20 protein-coding genes are annotated in these 17,655 nt (G+C 67.3%); 13 read left to right on the top strand and 7 right to left on the bottom strand.

Going from position 1 to position 17,655, the window contains the following annotated elements:
- Positions 1 to 3 precede the first annotated feature (3 nt).
- The 10 genes from ABZ826_RS05795 (at position 4) to ABZ826_RS05750 (ending at position 8,632) form a co-directional block, all read left to right on the top strand.
- Positions 4 to 414: a TadE/TadG family type IV pilus assembly protein gene (locus tag ABZ826_RS05795; protein WP_361442731.1), complete on the top strand. Its 411-nt coding sequence runs from the start codon at positions 4 to 6 to the stop codon at positions 412 to 414.
- Positions 415 to 482: 68 nt separating this feature from the next.
- Positions 483 to 1,820 (top strand): CpaF family protein, encoded by a 1,338-nt coding sequence (locus ABZ826_RS05790; protein WP_361442728.1) that lies wholly within the window; start codon positions 483 to 485, stop codon positions 1,818 to 1,820.
- Positions 1,821 to 1,830: 10 nt separating this feature from the next.
- Entirely contained in the window at positions 1,831 to 2,769 is a 939-nt protein-coding gene (locus ABZ826_RS05785; RefSeq protein WP_361442725.1) for a type II secretion system F family protein, read from the top strand.
- Positions 2,770 to 2,783: 14 nt separating this feature from the next.
- Positions 2,784 to 3,671, top strand: coding sequence for a DUF5936 domain-containing protein (locus tag ABZ826_RS05780; protein WP_361443143.1), 888 nt, complete (start codon positions 2,784 to 2,786; stop codon positions 3,669 to 3,671).
- 51 nt (positions 3,672 to 3,722) lie between these two features.
- Positions 3,723 to 5,039 (top strand): histidine kinase, encoded by a 1,317-nt coding sequence (locus tag ABZ826_RS05775; protein WP_361442722.1) that lies wholly within the window; start codon positions 3,723 to 3,725, stop codon positions 5,037 to 5,039.
- Positions 5,040 to 5,139: 100 nt separating this feature from the next.
- Positions 5,140 to 6,243 carry a response regulator transcription factor gene (locus ABZ826_RS05770; RefSeq protein WP_361442719.1) on the top strand — a complete coding sequence of 368 codons (1,104 nt, stop codon included), beginning with the start codon at positions 5,140 to 5,142 and terminating at the stop codon, positions 6,241 to 6,243.
- 245 nt (positions 6,244 to 6,488) lie between these two features.
- Positions 6,489 to 6,719, top strand: a complete 231-nt coding sequence (locus tag ABZ826_RS05765) for a hypothetical protein (protein WP_361442716.1) — start codon at positions 6,489 to 6,491, stop codon at positions 6,717 to 6,719.
- Positions 6,719 to 7,330, top strand: a complete 612-nt coding sequence (locus ABZ826_RS05760; RefSeq protein ID WP_361442713.1) for a pilus assembly protein TadG-related protein — start codon at positions 6,719 to 6,721, stop codon at positions 7,328 to 7,330. Before ABZ826_RS05765 ends, ABZ826_RS05760 begins: the two co-directional genes overlap by 1 nt.
- Before the next feature lie 31 nt (positions 7,331 to 7,361).
- Entirely contained in the window at positions 7,362 to 7,973 is a 612-nt protein-coding gene (locus ABZ826_RS05755; protein ID WP_361442710.1) for a hypothetical protein, read from the top strand.
- An 8-nt stretch (positions 7,974 to 7,981) separates the two neighbouring features.
- A complete protein-coding gene (locus ABZ826_RS05750; RefSeq protein ID WP_361443140.1) occupies positions 7,982 to 8,632 on the top strand; it encodes an OmpA family protein in 651 nt (216 codons plus the stop codon).
- Positions 8,633 to 8,850: 218 nt separating this feature from the next.
- On the opposite strand, the gene ABZ826_RS05745 is transcribed toward ABZ826_RS05750, so the two are convergent.
- Entirely contained in the window at positions 8,851 to 9,669 is an 819-nt protein-coding gene (locus ABZ826_RS05745) for an alpha/beta hydrolase (RefSeq protein ID WP_361442707.1), read from the bottom strand.
- A 154-nt stretch (positions 9,670 to 9,823) separates the two neighbouring features.
- Positions 9,824 to 10,489 carry a DUF4097 family beta strand repeat-containing protein gene (locus ABZ826_RS05740; RefSeq protein ID WP_361442704.1) on the bottom strand — a complete coding sequence of 222 codons (666 nt, stop codon included), beginning with the start codon at positions 10,487 to 10,489 and terminating at the stop codon, positions 9,824 to 9,826.
- Positions 10,490 to 10,726: 237 nt separating this feature from the next.
- On the opposite strand from ABZ826_RS05740, the gene ABZ826_RS05735 reads away from it, so the two are divergent.
- Positions 10,727 to 11,482, top strand: coding sequence for a helix-turn-helix domain-containing protein (locus tag ABZ826_RS05735; RefSeq protein WP_361442701.1), 756 nt, complete (start codon positions 10,727 to 10,729; stop codon positions 11,480 to 11,482).
- A gap of 116 nt (positions 11,483 to 11,598) precedes the next feature.
- On the opposite strand, the gene ABZ826_RS05730 is transcribed toward ABZ826_RS05735, so the two are convergent.
- Together ABZ826_RS05730 and ABZ826_RS05725 are read right to left on the bottom strand one after the other, a co-directional pair.
- Complete coding sequence (locus ABZ826_RS05730; RefSeq protein WP_361442698.1) at positions 11,599 to 11,790, bottom strand: hypothetical protein; 192 nt, start codon at positions 11,788 to 11,790, stop codon at positions 11,599 to 11,601.
- A gap of 11 nt (positions 11,791 to 11,801) precedes the next feature.
- A complete protein-coding gene (locus ABZ826_RS05725; protein WP_361442695.1) occupies positions 11,802 to 12,653 on the bottom strand; it encodes a helix-turn-helix transcriptional regulator in 852 nt (283 codons plus the stop codon).
- A 316-nt stretch (positions 12,654 to 12,969) separates the two neighbouring features.
- Between ABZ826_RS05725 and ABZ826_RS05720 the strand changes: the two genes are divergently transcribed.
- A complete protein-coding gene (locus ABZ826_RS05720; RefSeq protein ID WP_361442692.1) occupies positions 12,970 to 13,515 on the top strand; it encodes an ATP-binding protein in 546 nt (181 codons plus the stop codon).
- A 323-nt stretch (positions 13,516 to 13,838) separates the two neighbouring features.
- On the opposite strand, the gene ABZ826_RS05715 is transcribed toward ABZ826_RS05720, so the two are convergent.
- The 3 genes from ABZ826_RS05715 to ABZ826_RS05705 form a co-directional block, all read right to left on the bottom strand.
- Entirely contained in the window at positions 13,839 to 14,819 is a 981-nt protein-coding gene (locus ABZ826_RS05715; RefSeq protein ID WP_361442689.1) for an aldo/keto reductase, read from the bottom strand.
- An 11-nt stretch (positions 14,820 to 14,830) separates the two neighbouring features.
- Positions 14,831 to 15,316, bottom strand: coding sequence for a hypothetical protein (locus ABZ826_RS05710; protein ID WP_361442686.1), 486 nt, complete (start codon positions 15,314 to 15,316; stop codon positions 14,831 to 14,833).
- Between the two features lie 251 nt (positions 15,317 to 15,567).
- Positions 15,568 to 16,251, bottom strand: coding sequence for a hypothetical protein (locus tag ABZ826_RS05705; protein WP_361442683.1), 684 nt, complete (start codon positions 16,249 to 16,251; stop codon positions 15,568 to 15,570).
- Between the two features lie 172 nt (positions 16,252 to 16,423).
- On the opposite strand from ABZ826_RS05705, the gene ABZ826_RS05700 reads away from it, so the two are divergent.
- Positions 16,424 to 17,629, top strand: a complete 1,206-nt coding sequence (locus tag ABZ826_RS05700) for a HupE/UreJ family protein (RefSeq protein ID WP_361442680.1) — start codon at positions 16,424 to 16,426, stop codon at positions 17,627 to 17,629.
- The last annotated feature ends 26 nt before the right edge of the window (positions 17,630 to 17,655 follow it).

The following is a 17,655-nucleotide window of genomic DNA, read 5'->3' as shown; positions in this document are numbered from 1 at the left end:
GCGATGAGCAGGCGCACGCACACACCCGGCCGGACGGCCGCGACCACCACCACGTCCACCGCCGCCGGCCGCGACCGCGGTCAGGTCGCCATCGAGTATCTGGGTTTCCTCCCCCTGCTGCTCCTGGTCGGTCTCCTCGCGATCCAGGCGGGCCTCGCCGCGTACGCCGCCAACCAGGCGGGGACCGGCGCCCGCGCGGCGGCCCGCATGGCCAGCATGTCGACGGGCGGCTGCGACGAGCAGGTGGGCAAGGACGCGATGAGCGACTGGACCGCCAAGCGGGCCCGCATCAACGAGCGGTCCACCTCTTCCGAAGAGGTCACCTGCACCGCCCGCGTCAAGGTGCCCGACATCCTCCCGGGTGTCCATATCTGGAGCACGGCCGTACGAAGCTCCACGATGCCCCGCACCTGACCTGGCGGCGCACCGCACCACTGCCTCACCAGCGGCTCAACAAGCACGTCCGAACGAGGAGTTACGCAATGAGTCTGCGGGCACGCATGACCGCCCCCGAGAAGAACGGCGGGGCGCGGGAGGACAGCCACATGGTGGCCACCTACCGCGCCAAGCTGCTCGAAGAGATCGACCTGGCCGAGATGTCCTCGCTCGCCGCCGCAGACCGGCGAGCGCGGCTGGAGCGCGTGCTCAGCCACATCATCAGCCGCGAAGGACCGGTCCTCTCGACCGTCGAACGCACCCAGCTGATCCGCCGGGTCGTCGACGAGGCCCTCGGTCTCGGCATTCTGGAACCGCTCCTCGAAGACGCGTCCATCACCGAAATCATGGTGAACGGGCCGGACCAGATCTTCGTCGAGCGCAGCGGCAAGGTCGAGCAGCTTCCGATGCGTTTCAGTTCGCACGAACAACTGATGCAGACGATCGAACGCATCGTGTCGACGGTCAACCGCCGCGTCGACGAGTCCAACCCCATGGTCGACGCGCGTCTACCCAGTGGTGAGCGTGTCAACGTGATCATCCCGCCGCTGTCGCTGAGCGGTGCGACGCTCACCATCCGACGGTTCCCGAGGGCCTTCACGCTCCAGGAAATGATCAACGTCGGCTCGCTCGACGAGCAGATGCTGATCCTGCTTTCCGGACTCGTCCAGGCCAAGCTGAACGTCATCGTCTCCGGCGCCACCGGTACCGGTAAGACGACGCTCCTCAACGCGCTCTCCGGCCTCATCCCCGACAGCGAGCGCATCGTCACCATCGAGGACTCCGCCGAGCTCCAGCTCCAGCAGAGCCATGTGATCCGGTTGGAGTCCCGGCCGGCGAACGTCGAGGGAAAGGGCCAGATCACCATCCGTGACCTGGTCCGCAACTCCCTGCGTATGCGACCCGACCGCATCGTCGTCGGTGAGGTCCGTGGTGGTGAGTCGCTCGACATGCTCCAGGCGATGTCGACCGGTCACGACGGCTCGCTCGCCACCGTCCACGCCAACAACGCCGAGGACGCGCTCATGCGTCTGCAGACTCTGGCCTCGATGTCCGAGATCAAGATTCCGTTCGAAGCACTGCACGACCAGATCAACAGCGCCGTCGACGTCATCGTCCAGCTCACCCGGCACGCCGACGGCTCCCGCAAGATCACCGAGATCGCCGTCCTCGACTCGCACGGCCGCGATCCCTACCGCATCGTGACCGTCGCCCGGTTCGACGCCCAGCCGATGGACGCCGAGGGGCGGATCAACGGCGAGTTCCAGTACCTCCCGATCCCGCGCAAGATCGCCGAGCGTCTCTACATGGCCAGCCAGCCCGTCCCGCAGGCCTTCGGGGTCGCCGATTCCGCCGAACAGCTCGCCACCCGAGAGGCCAACTAGGTACCGTGCCATGACCAATCTCCCTCTGCTCACCATCGGCGTCACGCTGCTCTGCGGCGTCACGGGCGTCACGGGCCTGCACGCCTACTCCGGCGGGAAGGCCGACCGGGACGCCCTGGTGGACCGTCTCTCGCACACCGGCCACGTCCAGGAGACCGGACGCCACCGCCGCTTCCGGGGACTCGACAGCAGGCTGCGCAAGACCGGCCTGGGGCGGAAACTCGAACTGAAGCTGGCCGCCACCGGTCTCGAAATCACCCCGGGCGAATTCTTCGTCTACGCGATTCTCTCGATGGCCGCCCTGTGGATGATCGCCTCGTCCATACTCGCCAACTTCTTCGGCCCGGTTGCCGCGCTCATCGGCCTCTGGGGCACCAATGCCTTCCTGAACTGGCAGCGGACCAAGCGCACCGAACGCTTCATCAACCAGCTCCCCGAACTCGCCCGCATCCTCGCCAACGCCACCCAGGCCGGACTCGCGCTGCGCACGTCCATCGGCATGGCGGCCGATGAGATGGAGGACCCTGCCGGCGAGGAGCTGGCCCGGGTCTCCCGACGCCTCGCCGTCGGTGAGTCCCTCGAAGACGCGATGAGCGAACTGACCGACCGGCTGCCCTCCCGCGAACTCGTAGTCCTCGTCACCACGCTCGTCCTGTCCAACCGGGCCGGCGGTACGGTCGTCAGCTCGTTGCGCAACCTCACCGAGACACTGGAGGAGCGCAAGGAGACCCGGCGCGAGGTCAAGACCCAGCTTTCCCAGGTCACCGTCACCGCCTATGCCGTCCCCATCTTCGGCCTGGGCGCCATGCTCCTGATGAACGCGGTCATGCCCGGCGCGCTCGACCGCATGACCGGCGCGTTCATCGGCCAGGTCGCGGTGGTCATCTCCATCGCCCTGTACGCGGTCGGATTCATCGTGATCCGCCGCCTGTCCCGGATCGACGTCTGATGGGCGGGGCGAACATGGACCTGCTGCTCGCAGGCGTCATGGGTCTCGCGGTGTACGGAATCATCGCCGGCATCCGGATGTACCGGCGCGACGCGAAGCTCCCTGGCGACTTGGCCATCGCTCTGGAGGTCGGCGCCACCCGCACCAGCGCGGTCGGTTCCGGCATCGACCGCCTCGGCATGCGCTGGGCCCCCATGGTCCTGCGGATGATGGGCCCCAAGGCCGTCAACAAGAAGCGCCGCCAGATCGACATGGCGGGCAACCCCGGTGGTCTGACCATCGACCGCTACGCCGCCCGCCGCGCCGTCTACGGCGGCCTCGGCGCGCTCGGCGCTCTCACGATGCTCATGCGTGGCCAGATCTTCCTCGCTCTGATACTGGTCGCCTTCGGGCTCTTCTGGGTCGAGGTCGGCATCTGGTCGGCCGTACGCGTCCGCCGTGACCACATCGACCGGACGCTCCCCGACTTCCTCGACGTGCTGGCCGTCGTCGTCTCGGCGGGCCTCGGCTTCCGTCAGGCGCTGGGGCGTGTCGCCGAGAAGTACGAGGGCCCCTGGGCCGACGAGCTGCGCATCACCCTGCGCCAGATGGACATGGGCGTCAGCCGCCGCGAGGCCTTCGAGCAGTTGCGCAAGCGCAATGACTCGGAGCAGGTGGCGATGTTCGTGACCACGCTCCAGCAGGGCGAGGAACTCGGTGCGCCGATCGTCGAGACGCTGATCCAGATCGCCAACGACATGCGACGTACCGACGCCCAGAACGCCCGCCGGAAGGCGGCCAGGGCCGTCCCCAAGGCGACCTTCGCGGTCACCACGTTCCTCCTCCCCGGAACCCTGGTCCTGCTGACCGTCGGCTTCGTCTACGGGGCCAACGTCGACTTCGGCTTCCTCACGGGCGGATGACGTGAACGAAGCGGGCGGTGGGCAGGACGATCAGAAGGAGGTGACAGGCTCATGTCGTTCCAGCTCGGCGGCATCCACACCGGACTGAATGCGGAGGTGCGCCAGGCGATCGCTGATCCCGGGTCCCGCCCGGCGTTCGCCATCCAGCTCAACGCACTCCAGGCGATGTGCAGGCAGGTCTTCGGCTTCCGGCTCGCGATGATCGCCATAGCCACACCGTTCGCGATCGGCCACACCGTACGGGGACCGGCCACCTGGCTGATCGGCTCGGCCATTCTCATCACCTTCATGGGCAGCTATGTCCTGTTCCGGGACTGGGAGCGATTCGGCCCGGTCCTCCTGCGCCATCCCTGGCTGCTCGGCATAGACGCCTTCTTCGGCGCCTTGCTGCTGATCACCGCCAGCCCCGAGTCGACCCTCGCCTACGTCACCGTGTGCACCCCGCTGCTGGCCGGGCTTGTCTACGGCTGGCGCGGCGCCGCGGTCTTCGCCGCACTTCAGGTCGTCATCGTCCTGGGTGTGTACAACACCGACCCCAAACTGCACCCCGCAGACGCCACGGCGGTCCTCCTCCCCGGCTTCTGCATCATCGCCGGGGCTGTCGGTGTCACCCTGCGCAATCTGCTTCTCCGGTTCGGGACGGCCAGCCAGGCCCTCACCGAGACCAGGGCACGCCTTGCCGTCAACGAGGCCGTGGAGGGCGAACGCACCAGGCTGGCCCGGGAGATGCACGATTCGGTGGCCAAGACCCTGCACGGCCTCGCCCTGGCCGCCGACGGCCTGGCAGCCTCGTCGGACCGGATGGACCCGCTGGCCGTCAAGCACCAGGCCGAACTGGTTGCCCGTGCTGCCCGCCGTGCCGCCGCCGAGTCCCGCGAGCTCCTCTCCGACCTGCGCCGTGAGTCCGGTCTCGACGGTGGTGTGGACGTCGTACGGGAACTGCGGGCACGCGCGGAGGACTTCACCCGGCGCCATGAACTCACAGCCACCTTCCGACTGCTCAATGACGCACCGATCCCGCATGTCCCGCAGGTCGTCGCGCGTCAGCTGCTCACCGTTGCCTCCGAGGCGATGGAGAACGCCCACCGCCATGCACAACCCACCTATCTCGTCGTACTGACCGGCGTGAAGGGCGATGTCCTGCGCGTCAGCGTGTACGACGACGGGCGCGGCCTGCCCCCGGGCACGACGCTCGACGACCTCCGGCGCGCCGGACACTTCGGCCTCGTCGGCATGGTCGAACGTGCCGCATCCATCGGCGCCCGCATCCGGATCGGAAAGGGCCAGGCGGCCAAGGGAACCGAAGTACGCCTGGAACTCCCGATCGCCGCTCTCAGTACCGCTCCCGACGCAATGCAACCCAACTGAACACCAGCTCGACTGAACAGCGGCCGAACCGACCGGCAGTCGAGCCGAACAGCCCCGAATCCACCCTCACCCCCCATAACATTCTGAGAGGAGGTCGCAGATGCCGGACGATGTCTCCCGCGCGTCGGGCCAGAACTGGGCCGCACAGAACCATGCGTCCCAGCACACGTCCTCGCACGTCACCCCGCTCAACTCGGAGACCGGTTCCACCGGGTTCCCCGTTCCCGTCTCCCAGCAGTCCGCGGCATCCGGGTCCCTGCCTTCCTTCCCGGCGGCGCCCCCCGCACCCGTACCCGGCGCCCTGCGGGTCGTCGTCGCCGACGACAACCCCGTGGTCCGGGCCGGCCTGGGAGTACTGCTGTCCGGCCGTGTCGACATCGAGGTCGTCGCGGAGGCCGCGGACGGCCGTCAGGCCTACGACCTGGCCGTGCTGCACCGACCGGACGTCGTCCTGCTCGATGTCCGGATGCCCGGTGTCGACGGCATCTCCGCGCTGCCCCACCTCGTACAGGTCGCGCCGGTCATGATGCTGACCTACAGCCGCGAGAGCGAGATCGTCCACGAGGCCCTGCGCCTCGGCGCGGGCGGCTACCTGGTCCACGGCGAGTTCACCGCCGACCAGTTGGTACAGGCCGTGCGCGACACCAAGAACGGCCGGGCCCACTTCACCGCAACAGCGGCCAATGCCCTCCTCGCCCACATGCGCCAGGGAGCCGGCCCCCAGGGACGACCACTCCCGGAAGGGCTCGGCGCGGCCCTGACCACGGGCGTTCCGTACCAGGGTCCGGGCTACGACGGCCATGACCCGACTTCGGTTCAGCAACTAGGTGCGCCTGCACATGTGCCCGGCCGTGAACCCTCTCCACCTGCGGCGCGACCGGTCCCGTCGCCCCAGGGTCTTTCGCATCTGCAACCAGTTGTGGCACAGTCTTCGGTGACCGGGGGGTCGGGAACGGCTCTCAACAGGCAGCAGTACGGGCTGAGTTCACGGGAGGTGGAGGTCATGGAGCTGATCGCGTCCGGCATGAGCAATCAGCAGATCGCCGCCACCTGCTTCATCAGCGAGAAGACGGTCAAGAACCACATCAACCGCATCTTCACCAAGTTGCACAGCACCAGTCGCAGCGAGGCCATCGCCCGCTGGCTCGGCACGGCCCCCACGGCGGGACCAGGGGTACGCGGGGCCGGTGGTCATCGTGGCTGAGCGGGAGAACGCCAATGCGGCGGTACGTGCGGGGCGTGGGGCCCGGCACGTACGAGCGGGACAGGCCCAACTGACCCTTTGGGCCCGGGAATGGGCCCTGGGACCCTCCGGCGAGCAGGGCGCGCCGCCGTATGTTTCTCATGTCGCCAGCGGCTCCGGCCAGGAGGAAGCCGGATCCGCCGGCGGCACCCAAGAAACGTGCGAGTCGGCCGACTACCGGTCGGCCGAACCCGGAGGGGAACACCATGTCGAACATCACCCTGAAGACCGCCGTCCGCGTCAACGGCTGGGCCAACACTGCGGTCAGCGCGATCCAGAAGCGTTACGAGGCCAAGGACCGCGGCCAGACGGCGTTCGAGTACCTGGGCATCATCCTGGTGGTCGTGGCGATCATCGGCGCGATCGTGGCCACGGGTATCGGTGGCGCGATCTCGTCCCGTATCTCCGGCCTCGTGGACTCCATTACCGCTCAGTGATGATCGGTCGTTCGCGCAACGATGCAGGGCAGGCCTTCCCCATCTATGTAGTGATGGTGGCGGGCCTGCTCTTCCTCGTGTTCGCATTCTTTGCCGTCGGCAAGGCCGCCGCCTTGCGTAATGGAGCCCAGGGCGCGGCGGATGCCGCCGCGCTGGCTGCTGCTCAACAGAATCGTGAAGACTTCGGGGACGGGTTCCTCGCGTCGCTCCCCGGGGACATGCTGGAGCAGTTCCTTCAGGCCCACTTGGTTGACGGGTGCCCCGCGGCTCGGAAATTTGCGGCAGTGAATCAAGCGAAAGTCAACCACTGCTGGCCGCCGACGCATGGCGGCTATCGAGACCAGATCAAGGTTGAGGTCAAGGGCCGTAAACCGGTGGACTCGTCGGTGATTCCCGGCACGAAGAAGAAGGTTGCGAAGGCCACGGCCACTGCCATTGTCGAGTTCCGTTGCCCCGAGTGGAAGGCCTTGGACTTCAACCATGACGGTGTCAAGGACTTGTACATCTTCACGTGCGGGAGCGCCGGGATGGTCGAAATCGCCCCGGGTAGCCCGCCGCCCTGGTCTCAGGTGAGCAAGATTCTCTACGACGTGCACCTGGTCGACAATTGACAGCGAACGACGAGTAAAGGAAACAGAACCCATGAGCATTCGGCGCTCCACCTTGTCCCGAAGGGCAGTGGCAGCCGTCTCGCTGACGGCGGCTTTGGCTTTCGCCGTCACTGGCTGCGGCACGGATGGCGGCGGGAAGACGAACGATGCCGGTTCGTCGCCGTCCTCCGAGCCCTCCAAGTCTTCTGACGGGGACAAAGAGGCAAAGCAAGAAGACACTGCTGCCGGGGACAAGGTGGACCCGAATGTGAAGCTCGCCGAGGTCAAGGGCGATGGCCTGACGCTCACCATCAATCAAGTGAAGCGCGACTCCGGTGGGTTCATCACAGTCCAAGGCGAGATCAAGAACGAGAGTGGGCAGTCGCGCAACACCAGTGCGTGGTCGGGCACGGAGAGCGCCATCGTCGCCAAGAACCCCAACTCCGTTGCGGGCGCCACACTGGTGGACAAGGTGGGAAAGAAGCGCTACTACGTGCTTCGCGATACTGAGAATCGATGCCTCTGCACCACCAGTATTCCACCGTTGCTTGCGGGAAAGACAACCCCCGTATTCATGCAGTTTCCGGCGCCTCCCAACACAACGACCGAAGTCGACTTTACGCTGCCGTCGTTCGCCACCACTTCACTGAAGATCTCCGGGTGACGGCTGACATGACCCGTACCCGTACCCGCCGTACGCCACCGCGTCTGGCCGGAAGCGCCATCGCGGCCGCACTGCTGATGGCGAGCGTGACCGTCCTGGGGGCGTCGAACGCCGTTGCCGACGACGGCCCGAGCGTGCCCCCCGGCACCGAGGCCGCGTCCGTGCCCCCCGTCAAGCTCGACCCCAGCGACCCCGACCTGAAGATGCCCGAAGGCGGCACACTCGCCCCCGCCAAGGTTCTCGACATCGTTCAGGTCGTCGAGGACATGGGCGGCGAGGAGCGCCGCGAGGACAGCAACGCGGACATCAAGTTCGCGCTCCAGGCCGAGGTCCTCTTCGGCAAGGACAGTGCCAAGCTGAGCTCAGCCGCCAACTCCCGTATCGCTGCCATCGCCGCCGAGATCAAGAAGCAGAACGCCACCAAGGTGCGCGTGTTCGGCTTCACCGACAACCTCGGTACCGCCGCACACGGTGACGTGCTGTCCAAGCAGCGTGCCAACGCCGTGCAGTCGGTGCTGGTCAAGGATCTGGGCTCGAACGTCACCTTCGATATTCGGGGTTACGGCGAGCAGTACCCGATCGCCAACAACAGCACCGAAGAAGGCCGCAAGAAGAACCGCCGCGTGGAGGTCTCCTTCCCGCGTGGCGGTTCTTCCTGAGGTCCCGCACCGGCATATGCAGGTGTAGGAACTCAGGCTCCGTGTCGTCATCTCACGGCTGATGTCGTATGGATGTCGCGTGCGACATCGCCGTGAGATCGACGAAGGGGTGAGTCTGGATTCGCTCAATGGAGTGGGCGACGACCCGCTCCTCCGCGACGGTGCTGCTGGAGTTACGCGAGGACATCGGGCGCAGCCGGGGCAGCCCGGACAAGTCTTCAGCGCCCCCTGCGGTCGAGGCCGGCGACCTCGCGTACGGCCTCGGCGACGGCGCGGAAGTCCTTCTTGAGGATCGCACCGTGGTTGCCGGCGACCTTCGCGCTCACCTTGACGTTCGGGTTGCGGGCGGTCACCGCATCGAGGCCGACGCGTATCCGTTCCTGCTCGTCACCGCGGCTTCCGAAGGATGTCCCCGAAGCGACCACGTACCGCACCGGGACGGTGATGTCGGCCAGCACGGGGCCCAGCTCGCGCTCGCGGGAGAGCTTGCCGAGCTCGATGTTGCTGTCGGCCTGCTGTTCGGCGGTCATCCGCGGGGCCAGGCCCGTCGGGCGCAGGAGCGGCAGGAACCAGCCCATCCGCCGAAACAGCTTCCGGATCCGCCGCTCCATGGCCTCGTCGAGCCAGTCGTACGGAAACGCGCCGTCAACCAAGACCGCGCCCACGGCACGCTCCGGGTTCCGGCCGGCCCAGTGCGCCCCGACGCACGCCCCGTAGGACCAGCCCACCACCAGCGCCCGGTCCACATCCCTGGCCGCGAGAACGGCATCGACGTCCCGGACGGCGGCCTCGAAGGAATAGTCCGCCGAGCGCTTCGATCGCCTGCCGCGGGCCCGCTCGTCGTAGGTGATGTGCCGCCACCCCGCCCCCAGTTCGGCGATGACCCGCCGCCAGTACCCCTGAGTGGCGAACTGGCCGTTGAGGTAGACCACGGGGATTCCTGGACCGCCGGTGTCGGTGACGGCCAGGGCCGTATCGTCAACCGGCACCATGCCGGTCCACTTCGAACCGGTAGAGGAAGTGCTGTTCTTCGTCATGTGTTCCACCTGGTCGCGTGAGGGATCTTGTACGACTTCTCCAGGCTCTGCACGTGGATCGCAGGCTCCTCGGGACGGACGGCCGGGCCGTCGGCGACGACCGAATGGATCTCGATCGCGGTGGGCCCGGCCGGATGGTCCTGGTTCTGCTCCTTCAGAGGCTGCGGGCGCTGATGTCGCCGTGGGAGGTGGTGGCGCGGATGTCGAGTTCGGCGGTGCCATCGTTCTTGAGGGCATTACTGATGCGGCCGTAGCCGGTGCCGGCGTCCAGGGCGGCCGAGACGCCGGCGGCGGCGGCGACCGAAATGTCGCCGGACTGGGTGCGGAGCACGACCGTGCCGCGCACGGCCTCGTTGATCCGGATGTCGCCCTTTGCGGTGCTGATCTCCGCGGGGCCGTTGAGCCGGCCGATCTCGACGTCGCCGTCGATCGCGGTGAGGCGGACGCCAGCGGCCTCGTCGATCTTGATCTGGCGGTAGGCGCCTTCGAAGGCGATGTCGCCAAGGCGGCCGACGCCGCGGAGCTCGGAGCCGGCGGCCATGACCTGGATACGGGAGTCGGCGGGCACCTGGACGGTGATCTCCAGGGATCCGGAGGGGCCGAACAGCTGGTTCTTGGGCTCGGCGGTGTGGATCCGAAGGACGCCGTCTGCGTAGGCGACGGTGGTCTGCTCGGCGGTCTGGACGTCGCGGCTCTTGGAGGGGTTGGCGGGCAGGACCTCGACGATGGTGTCGGCGCGGTCGGCGGCGATGAACTGGATGCGTCCGGCGGGGATGGCCAAGACGGCGGAGATCGGGGCGGGGGTGTCGAACTTCTGCATCGTGCTCTCCTGTGCTCGATCGTCGTTTCCGATGCCAGAAACGCTACGTTGCTTTCTAGGAGTGGGCAACGCATCTGTTGCGCAGAATCGATATCCATGCAGGTGAGGGCCAAGAAACTGTTGCAACGACTTCGAGGCTAACGCAACGGCGATTGCATCGATCGTTGCAATGGATGAGAAGTGAACGCTATAGTGAGGGGATAGGGACCACCACGAGGGATCACCAAGGAGATCGCGATGCCGGGAGGCAGGCTCAACCAGCAGGAACGACAGCAGATCGCGCTGGGGCTGGCCGACAGCCTCCCCTATGCCGAGATCGCCCGACGCCTGGACCGTCCGACCTCGACGATCACGCGTGAGGTGATGCGCAACGGCGGCCCCACCACCTACCGCGCCGACCTGGCTCACCGCGCCACCGAACGCCGCGCCCACCGGCGCAGGCCCGGCTCCTCCCGAGGGTCGGAGTCGGTCCCTCAGCCACACGGACGCGACGCCGAGGCTGTGGCCGAGTACGAGGAGACGTTCACCACCGTCCTCATGGCTTCGGGCCTGAACAAGATGTCGGCCCGGGTGCTGACCTGCCTGTACATGACCGACGCGGGCAGCCTCACCGCGTCCCAACTCGCCCGGCATCTCCAGGTCAGCCCGGCGTCCATCTCCAAGGCGATCACATTCCTGGAGGGCCAGAGCCTCGTCCGCCGAGAACGTGACGAACGCCGCCGCGACCGCTACATCGTCGACGACGAACTCTTCTACCAGGCGACGATCGCCAGCGCCCGAGCCAACGACCAGCTCGTCGAAACCGCACGCCGAGGCGTCGCCGTCCTCGGCCCCCACACCCCCGCCGCCACCCGCCTGGAGAACGTCGCCCGCTTCCTCGACTTCATCAGCGAAAGCATCACCCGCGCCGCCGAACAGGCCCGCGAAGTCCTCCACACCAAACCCGAAACAGCATCAAACGACAACGCCCGACCAAGTCAGGGCCACGGATAGACAGCCGTATCGATCGTCACGACCGGCCGGGCCCCGGTCGGTCGGTGTGACCACGAGCAACTGCATGCAGGGGCCCGGCACTGCGCGCACGTCGCGGTGCTGGGCCCCTGTTGTCGCTACAGCAAGTGGTCGGCCTTGCCGGCCTTGATGTCGCGGATCATCTGCTGAAGCGCCTCGCGGCTGTCGGTGAGGTAACGATCCTCCTCGCCGGTGACTGCGATGTAGCTGTTGCCCTGCTCATCGGTTCCTATCCGGTAGCAGGAGTTTCCCTCGCCGCAGAACGATTCTTCCCAGTTGACATCCGACATCGGTCATCTCCTCAGAGTTGGCGTGCGATGTTGTGGATGAAGTCCCGCGATCTGTCCGGCGACAGAGCGATCCCTTCCATCCAGTCCAAATGGGCCCGGTACTTCGACAACTGCGTGTCCGAGTGGACGAAGACAGGTCCGTGGGAGTTGTCGATCTGCACGGTGTCGAGTTGGGGTACCGGTCCTTCCGCGTACAGGACGGTCTGCCCGGCGCCGGGGAAGGCGCCGGCCTCGAAGGGGATCACCAGCAGCGTCACGTTCGGCTGCTCGGACCTCTCCAGCAAGTGATCGAGTTGTGCGCGTGCGACGGCGCGCCCGCCGAACTGCATGCGGAGCGCTGCCTCGTGGACGATGCCCGTGTACGGCGGTGACGTGTCACCGTTCAGGACCTCCTGACGCTCCACGCGATGTGCCAGCCGCAACGCGACCTCATGTTCCGGAAGTTGGGGAATCACCACTCGAAAGAGGGCCAGGGCGTGGTCCGAGGTCTGGAGAAGTCCTGGGATATGCATGGAGTACGCGGCTTGCATGCGGAGCGCGTAAGCCTCCAGTTCGGCGATGTCGAGCAGCCCTTGGGGCAGTGTGCCTCGATACCTCTCCCACCAGCCACGTCCGCGTGGCTGAGCCATTTCGACGAGAGCATTGACGTACTTCTCGTCGTTGCAGTCGCAGTTGCAGGCCAGCGTACGCAGACGGTCCGGACTGATGGGGCGGGTACCGGCCTCGATGTTCGAGATCTTGCCCCGGTCCACGCCGAGCAAGCCGGCCGCGAACTCGGCAGACACGTCGGCTGATGTGCGCATCCTTCGCAGCTCGGAACCGAGTCGCCTCTGACGCTCGGTAGGAGACGTCCTTGCTGCCATGCCGTTCCTTTCCGCATGCGGTCACCGGCAGTCTGCCGCGTGCGCGTGGCAGTCGGCCACGAAAGGGTTCATTTACTAGAGGTGAGGGGTTATTTTGCCCCTCGGAGGCTACATTGGGTTATGCACCGCTCACGCAACGATGACGAGCCGGAAGTGCATCGCGCGGTCCTGCCCGCAGTCTCCTTCCCTGGGAGGGGCAGCCCCGCGTCAGGGAGGCAAGCCACCGCTCGTCCGCAACGCAACCGTGTGAGCCATCCGTGCGCGCCCATGCGAAACAGTGACCGCCAACTCACCACCCTCGTCAGGGGATTCAGCCATGCACTCAGCTCCGCTCACCGCACTCTGCCCGGTTCTCGCCGAGGCGCGTACGCCGGTCCCGTACCCGTATCCGCGCGAGGCTCCACGCCTCGGTCCGCAGCAGCAGTACACGCTGCCCCATCTGCGTTCCAAGGGGCGCCCAACTCGCGGCCTCGCGCTGAGTTTCACCCTGCCCGGCGATGTCCGTAGCGCGTTCATCGGGCGTACGGCGATCGCCGCCGCCCTGAAGGCGCACGGGCTCGCCCCGTACGTCTGGCCTGCCATGCATGTGGTGGACGAACTCATCGGCGTCACGGCCCGGATGAGTCCGGGCAAGGAGCTCTATGTGTCCCTGCGCCACCGGGACGACGCGGTCCGCCTCCTCGTCTGGGACCAGCATCCCTGTCACCGCGACCCGGACACCGCCACGCTCTGCGATACGCGGCGTCGGCGGGCGCTCTGGTTGCTGTCGGCTGTCGTGGACGACTGGGGCGGGGAGTGGGGCACCTGCGACGCGCCGCCGCCACAGCGGGGAACCAAGTCCTGGGTGGTGTTGCCTCGTTGACGTTCACGATCGGTGATTGGTGGCGCTCCTGACGGGGCGGATGCAGGCGTTGGTCAGCCGGGGACGGATTTCGAGGCGCCGGTCGGGTCGGACGGAACTGTCGTCCTGGCGCACGCGAATGCGCACAGCGCATCAAGGAGCTCCTCCCGCACCGCCCCAGCCCCACCGCCTTTACCCGCCTCCGCCGACGCTACCTGAGGGACAGCCAAGAACCGCCGACGGCGAAGCGCAGCCTCTTCGGCTAGGGCCAAAACGCGCTCATGCCATGCTGGACTTCCATCTGGTCCGGGCGGCGCGCGCGGCACGGCGCTTGGCCGGACCTCTCACCGCAGCAGCTGAGCGACCTCGGAGAACTGGGCCTCGGACAGGGGGCCGCGCTGGAGGGCCATGGCATTCTCCTCGGCCTGGGCGACGCTACGGAAGCCGGGGATCGGTACCGTCCGCGGGCTGCGTGCCCACAGCCACGCGAGCGCGCCCTGGGCAAGCGTGCGGCCGTCGGCGGTGAGCACGTCCCGTACGGCATTGACGCGCTCCCTCCATTGTGGTGCGGGCACGCCACCTTCGTCGAACCAGCGCAGCCACGCGGGCGGGAGCGAACGGATGTCGCCCGCTGCACCGCGGCCGGGAGATCCCCGCTTGCCGGTGAGCAGGCCCATAGCGAGCGGGCTGCGAACGATGGACGCGAGTCCGCGCTGCTCGCACAGCGCCAGCATCTCAGGCGCATCCACCAGTACATTGCACGCGTGCTGGACGCCCGCGCAGTGGTCCCCCTGGGCGAAGAGCGCTGCTCGCCCGGGATCGTCGGTACTCCAGGCGTACGCACGGATGAGTCCCTCTCGTGCGAACTCCTCACATACCTCGCGTAGTTCAGCCGCCGCGACCGACGGTGCGTCGCCCAGATGCAGCTGGTACACATCGATCCAATCGGTGCCCAGCCGCCGCAACGACGCGGTCAGTGCCCGGCGCATGTATGCGACGGTTGTGTCCTCACCGATCAGCGTCCGCGTCTCCTCGTTGAAGACGTTGCCCCACTTGGTGGCGATGACCACCTCGTCCCGCCGACCCGCGAGCGCCCGCCCCAGTACTCGCTCGCTGCGGCCGGTGCCGTACACGTCCGCAGTGTCGAAGAAAGTAACCCCGAGCTCCGTCGCCCGCCGGATCGCCGCGACGGACTCCTCGTCATCGACCGCGCCCCATCCGAGGGGGTTTCCGTCGGCGTCCTGCCACTCACCGCCGATGGCCCAGCACCCGAACCCCAGCGCACTGACCTCGATCTCGCTGTCTCCCAGCGTCCTGTTCTCCATGCCTGAGCACGCTACGAGTTGGAGTGCACACGAGGACAAGGCCGACGAGTGATCCAGAGATCCTTGGCCACCACGTTGATCTGCCGACCGGCCGACGCCACGAGCCCGACCCCAGACCCGGCGAACCATCCTGGTTGCACCCTTCGCCTCCAGCCGACATCAGGCGCCGCTGTCGCGCAGCATGACCCGCACCGCTCCAGCCTGACAGCGAGGGGCACCTCTGCTCCGTCGTGGAAGCCGGTCAGGCCTGATGGGAAGAGTCCGTCCAGCCCGAAGTCGCCCCATGGCCGCTCTGCGCCGAAGTGGGCGAGGGACGCGACCTGTGGCTCGCGTACGGCCAAGTGGTCGATGCCGGTGTCCGTGGCGAATACCTCGACCGCCTGACGACAGGCATCCTCGGCCTGGCCGCGGTCGCTGTCCTCGAAGCCGGTGTCATGGCCGTGTTCGTCTCGGTCGACCGGGTCGTACTTGGTGACTCGGTAGACGTAGGGCGGCACGGCCCCATCTTCCGGCATGGAGCAGGAGCGGCGAGATCCTGCAGGGTCGGGACCCTGACATACTGCGGCCCCGACTCTCGTATCCGCTTCCTCAGACGCCCACGGTTCGTACCCGGTCTCCGCAGAGTTTGTTGATGTCGTCCACGTCCGATGTGACGACGACCCGTGGACCCGCATAACTCAGTGCTGTCGCGGCCGCGACAAAATCGATGGCCGTCGGCTTCCCGGAAGATTCCGGCAAACATTGCCGGTCACGGCACCAGCTGGAGATCGTCGAGCCAGATCACCATCCCCGTCAGATCGTGGAGCACGGCAGCGACGCCCGCCCTGATGGCGGCCGCGCAGCGCCCGGAGGTGAACGAGCCGGGGTCGTACGTCGAGGACATGTCGAGCCCTTCGCCACGGAACGACGCGCCGGGCCAGACCACCGCCGTGACGTTGTGGGTGGGTTCGGCCAACTCCGCGCCGACGACGAGGAACTGCTGTGACAGGTGGCTCGCGGTGACCACCGTGAGGGGGTCGACGAGGCCGTTGCCCGCGCTGACGACGAGGTCCGGACTCATGTCGATCGCCCTGGTGATACTGGGAATGAGGTCGGACCGGTCGTCGGCGACCACTGTTCTGAGGTCGACGTGCTCGCTCGCGGCCCAGTTCTTGACCGCCGTCACGAGGGCCTTGGTCGGGCGGTCGTCACCTGCGGTGAGCAGCACCACCCGGTACCCCTTCGCCGGGTGAACCCCGGTCCAGGAGCCGGGCCGCGGCGTGACGGTGGCCTCCGGGGTGGGTGGCGCGGAAGGGTCGATGAACCCCGGGCCGAGGGTGCCGATGGCAGATTGCTTGGGGTGCGGCCGGGACCAGTCGTCGCCGGAGCTGCATCCGGTGACCAGCGCGGCGGCCGCTGCCAGCGTGGCAACGGCCCGAAGCGGGGGGCGCAAGTCGATCGTCCTCCGAGTGGTGGCGGATGGTGCGTCTACATCCTCCTTCGCGAGTTCGGGTCGCCGTCATCCGCGGGCGTCGTTCTCGCACTTCTTACTCCAGGGTTCGCCGGTGAGCCGGTTCGCGTTCACCCGCGACGTGGACGGTGCAGTGGCAACCTGAAGGAGCAACATGTCGAAATGGGTGCGCCGCACCGTCATCGGGATCACTGCGGCGGTGATCGCCTTTCTGGGCACCGTGCAACCGGCGTCCGCCCACGGCTTCGCGTCGACCGTGTACGTCCACGTCACGGGTGACGGCGGTCGAATACGGACGACGGTGGCACTCGAATACGACCTCTTCGTCGTGTCCGCCGCCGACCTGGAGAAGGACGATCCGCTCTTCCGGGCGGGAAACGCCGCGTTCGAGGCCGGTGACACCAAGGAGCAGGCCGCGGCGCTCAACGCCCACGCGAAGCCGGCCGTCAGGTATGTCACCGAGCGCTTCTCGGTCACCTCGGACGGCAGGGCCTGCACGCCGACGCAGGTCGGCGACTTCACGATGAGCCGGCGGGAGGACGTGCCATACGCCGACCTGCTGCTCGACTGGGCCTGTCCTGAGCAGGGCAGCGATCACCAGGTGCGCAGCGAGCTGTTCCCCGACACCGAACGCTATGTCACCGGCACCAAGACGATCGTCACCTACGAGATCGACGGCCGCTCGGGCAGTGCCGCGCTCGATGCCGATCACCCGTCCTTCTCGGTCGGGCAGTCGTGGTACGAGCGGTTCTGGGAGTTCTTCCGCCTGGGCGCCGAGCACCTGCTGACCGGGATCGACCACATCCTGTTCCTGCTGGCGCTCATCGCCGGGTCACGGCGCCTGCGGGAGATCGTGCTCGCGGCCACGAGTTTCACCCTTGCGCACTCGGTGACCTTCATGCTCGCCGCCCTCGGCCTGGTCCGGGCGCCCGAGAGGATCGTGGAGCCCGTGATCGCGCTGTCGATCGCCGTGGTCGCCGGCTGGTACCTGTGGCGGCTCTGGCGACACGGCGGTCACGCAACCGACGTCGGGACGGGGGGAGACGGTCACTTCAGCCTGGACCGTGCGGGTTGGACCCGCCTCGGGGTCGTGTTCTGCTTCGGCCTCGTACACGGCCTGGGCTTCGCGGGCGCCCTGGGGATCGAAGAGGCGTGGTCGTGGACGCTCCTGTGGTCCTTGCTCGTGTTCAACGTGGGCATTGAGGTTGTGCAGTTGGCGATCATCGCCGCCGTCTTCCCGCTGCTGACCGTGGTGCGCCACCGTGCGCCGAGGGCCGGCCTCTGGGTGACCGGCGTGATCTGTGCGGGTGTGTCCGTCATGGGGCTGGTGTGGTTCGTGCAACGGGCGTTCGGGACCTGAGACCGCCTCAGGTCTCCTGGAAAGTT

It is taken from the genome of Streptomyces sp. NPDC047515 (assembly GCF_040643055.1).
Lineage (GTDB): Bacteria > Actinomycetota > Actinomycetes > Streptomycetales > Streptomycetaceae > Streptomyces.
The sequence above is the reverse complement of the archived record's forward strand: the minus strand, read 5'-3'. Positions and strand labels throughout refer to the sequence as shown.